Origin of the sequence: Methanospirillum sp., from assembly GCF_035406105.1 — an archaeon.
In the GTDB taxonomy this organism is placed as follows: domain Archaea; phylum Halobacteriota; class Methanomicrobia; order Methanomicrobiales; family Methanospirillaceae; genus Methanospirillum.
Genome location: NZ_DAONKG010000213.1, coordinates 1 through 4,078, shown reverse-complemented (window position 1 = coordinate 4,078; position 4,078 = coordinate 1). Strand labels below are relative to the sequence as shown.

The 4,078-nt window shown below is 47.4% G+C and carries 2 protein-coding genes; both read right to left on the bottom strand.

Annotated features, from left to right (window positions below):
* Positions 1-264: 264 nt before the first annotated feature.
* Positions 265-3,144 (bottom strand): PAS domain S-box protein, encoded by a 2,880-nt coding sequence (locus PLA23_RS11145; RefSeq protein WP_324475229.1) that lies wholly within the window; start codon positions 3,142-3,144, stop codon positions 265-267.
* 129 nt (positions 3,145-3,273) lie between these two features.
* On the bottom strand, positions 3,274-3,978 hold the full coding sequence (locus PLA23_RS11140) for an MTAP family purine nucleoside phosphorylase (RefSeq protein WP_324475228.1): 705 nt from the start codon (positions 3,976-3,978) through the stop codon (positions 3,274-3,276).
* Between the last annotated feature and the right edge of the window lie 100 nt (positions 3,979-4,078).

Below are 4,078 nucleotides of genomic sequence, written 5' to 3'. Positions count from 1 at the left end.
TCATACCTCTTCGAAAGAGCCGGATATCATTCTCCTCTGCAGATACTCCATCGATGATATCAGGTATGGCACCATGTAACCATGATGCTTCAATCGTCTATCCATCCGCATTCACCTTCCCTATGCCATCATAATCCCCCATCGGATCTGACTCCCTGACAGATCGTTCCGATAACGGGGCAAATAAAGCACTATCCTGATTCACATTAGGAGAATCAGACCACGTGTTATAGGTATGGAAGGAAATGCCCGTTCTGATAAGGTTTAAACCATCCGGTACAGGTTTTTGGGTATCGTTATCTCAAACCTGGCCCCTTTGCCTTCAGTACCGGTCTCATGTATGGAAAGACCGGTGATAGAGAGGATCTCCCGTGAGAGAAAGAGGCCAAAGCCGGTATTTTTCCCAAATCCATGATGGAAAATCTTCTTTTTATCCTTCTCCGGAATTCCGACACCATTATCCTCATACACGAGAATCAGCCCGTGTGGTGTCTCTTCGGTAAAGAACCTGATCTGAGTGACGTGCTCTCCATGCATCAGGGAGTTTGAGATCAGGTTTGAAAACACCTTTTCAAGAAGCGGATCAGCATACACCTCAATCGAATTCAGATTGTCATCCCATGTGACATACTCCACCCGGCCATATTCCCTAGCATGCGCGATGGTTGAACCAAGGTTCTGCCATTGTGGCTCTTTTACTCCGACATCCTGGTACTCTTTAGTAAATACGATCTGACTTCTGATAGACTGGGTTGCTTCAACCTGTTTTCCGATAAACGGCTCAAGCTCCGGATCCTTATTCTTCTTTTTCAGAAGATCCAGGTATGCAAGCAGGATTGTGATCTGATTTAATACGTCATGGCGGGTGATCGAAGAGAGCAGATTGAGTTTACGATTACTCTGAACCAGGGCATCCTGTGCAATCTTCTGTTTGGTAACATCCATACAAAGAAGCAGAATTGCCGGCTGATTCTGCCACATAATCTCTGCCATCCCGACCTCAAGCCATCTCATTTCCCCAATATTGGTAAAGGCACGAAGAGAGACACCGGCATGAATCTGTTCGCCAGACAATGCCCGTTCCAAAAGAGCATTGAACTCTTCCTGATCATCAGGATGGATGATATCTGTTATCGTATGTTTTAACAGATTTTCTGATGAATATCCAAATATTTCGGATGATTTTGGATTTGCAAAGATAATTCTTCTGTCACGGAGTACAATGACGCCCTCACCAGCATTATTCACGAGAAGCCGGTACTGCTCTTCACGCTGTTTTAATGCTTCCTCAGCCGCTTTCCTGTCGGTAATATCCCGTGCAATCGTCATCACAAGACTCTGGGTTCGAATCCGGATTGGATATGTCATAACCTCTGCATAGAGAATTTTTCCATCCTTTCGGTGGATATGAACCTCATCAGGACCGGTCGGGCGCCCGAGGGCATTCTTTGCAAAGAGAACTGCCGTTTTGGTGATGTGCATGGACCCAATCAGGCCCATCGTAAAGATATTACGGCCTTTCAGATCATCAGGGGTATACCCGGTCAGCTCCGTTGCTGCCCGGTTGGACTCGATAAACGTCCCTTTAATATCGGTGAGAAGATAGGCTTCGGGGGCATAGTCAAAGAGGATCTTAAGGCGCTCTTCATTGTTCCTGACCTCCTGCTCTGCTGCCTTCCAGTCAGATATATCGGTCAGAACGACCGTGACCGCCCGTATCTCCTCTGAGTTCTCATCTTTTACCGGAGTGAACCGACGGATATAATCCTTTGACATCCAGTGGAACTCGTCCTGATACTGACGTTTCGTTGAGAAAACACGTTCGAGTGCCTTATCAAACCGCTGATCCTCACCAGGCGGAAGCATGACACGCATGCGTTTCTCCAGATATTTGTCAGCAATGTCCCCAAGCTTGTTCCGGTGATATGAGTTCATGAAGAGATAGCAGCCCTCACGGTCTACCATGAAGATTGAATCACCTGTTGACTCAACCACGCTCCGGTAATTTGCCTGGGTAACCTGGAGGGTAGAGAGGGTCTTTCTCTGCTCGGTGACGTCCTTAAATGTCCAGACCCGGCCGATGATTGTACCACCAATCCGTTGCGGAAGCGTCGTACGCTCAAATACCCGTCCGTCCCGGAATTCAAGGATGTCAAATGCTTCCCTTTCAGGATGAGCTTTGAGATAATTGATCTTTTCAATGAAGGATTCACGATCCTCAAGCTGATCCTCAAGATAGGCCAGCAGGACCTCTTCATCCCGTTCTTCAATGACCGACTCAGGAATTAACCACATATCCAGAAATTTCTGGTTGTAGTTGATGATCTTCCCCACCCGGTCAACGACAAAGATACCATCTGATGTGGACTCAAAGGTGGCCGTGACCAGTGATGCACCCCGTGCTACCTCATCCTCCAGCCTGACTCGGTCGGTGATATCAATCGAGACAACCGTTACTGCAAGGGTCTGCTGGGAGGTCTGGTATCGCACGGGGATGAACTTCCGGTTATAAAACCGGCCATCCTTCTCATACTCCTCTGAAAAATAGTTATTATGCGTGATAACCTGGTTTAACGAGTGAACAAAGCGCTGCGTCTCCTCTTCGGTATGGAGATCCTTGTACATCTTTGACTCATAATTCTCCCCATAAATGCCGAGCCGTTTCTGATGAGGGGTATTGATGAACAGATACCGAAAATGACGATCCACCATGTAAATGGAGTCATCAGTTGCCTCCACGATCGTCCGGAAGTTGGTATCTGCATAATGCAGGGCTTCTTCCCCCTGTTTCTGCCTGATCGTCTGTCTGATAAACGTATTCAGCCGGAGAGTTTCAAGTTCGGTCTCATCATCCTGGAGAAAGAAATAATCGATGCCTGCCTTGACCGCCTCTTTCACAACAGCGGGAGCCTGGGTCCCGGTGAAGATGGTCACCGGACTGTATTGAATATGTTTTTTCACTCTGGCGATAAAATCTAGGCCGTTTTCCTTCCCCAGATCAAAATCGCCGATGACAACGTCATAATGCGCAGTCTGCAATTTATTGATGGTGTCCTTGATATCGGTGGCTGCGCTCATGGATATCTTCGCACCGTTCTCTGAAAATAAACGGGTAATGAAGGCAAACTGTTTTGGATCTCCAATAGTCAGGATTGTGATGACAGCCAGATCAGATCACCTGCAGGTATACTGGACATCATTATGATACTCTGCCAAATGATTAAAACCATCTGCCCAGACTGGATGGTATGAGGGGAAGCGGGTTTTATGCTTTCAGGCAACGGCGTCAATGATTCGACCCAGGAGATCCAGGGCTTTCTCCTGATTTTCCCTGACCGTGCTGATGATAGACTCATAGCTTATCTCAGCATTGCATATTCCGTTTGCATAATTATCAACGGTGCATATCGCCGCAAAGGGAATACGCATCTCACAGGCAACGGTCAGTTCACTTGCAATCGTCATTCCGACAATGTCTGCGATGTTCTTCATCCACTGGATCTCTGACCTGCTCTCAAGTCTTGGCCCACGTGTCTGGATATAGGTGCCATGCGGGACTGCGTCCGGGCAGAGCTGTATCAGCAGGGAACGCAGGTGTGGATCAAACGCAGGATTGACATGATCGATGGAGTGATTCATGATGGTCGGCACCGGGGTCAGACATACATAATCATCAGGAATTACGCGGGAACCGGGAGGTATATGCTCCTGTAATGAACCGGTTGATCCCAGGGCGATGATACGGCGGGCGCCGGCCAGTTTCAGGGCTGCAATATGAGAACGGTACGGGATGATATGGGGAGCACAGCGGTTCTGATGTCTCAGAAGGAGGAGAAAATTATCGCCCCTGATGATTTCACTCGTGCCATAAGGAGTATGCTGCTCAAATTTTGTATAAAGAGACCCTTTATAGTCCAATAATGACGTTCCACCAATAATACCAAGCATGTATGCGGCGTAGGTATTGGATGTGTACAATCAAAACTCTTTCAGGAGAATCGGATGAACAGACTGGAGTTTTATCATCAGAACTGAAATGTCAGGGATGGATATATATGCAAGAAGTTGCAATCTAATA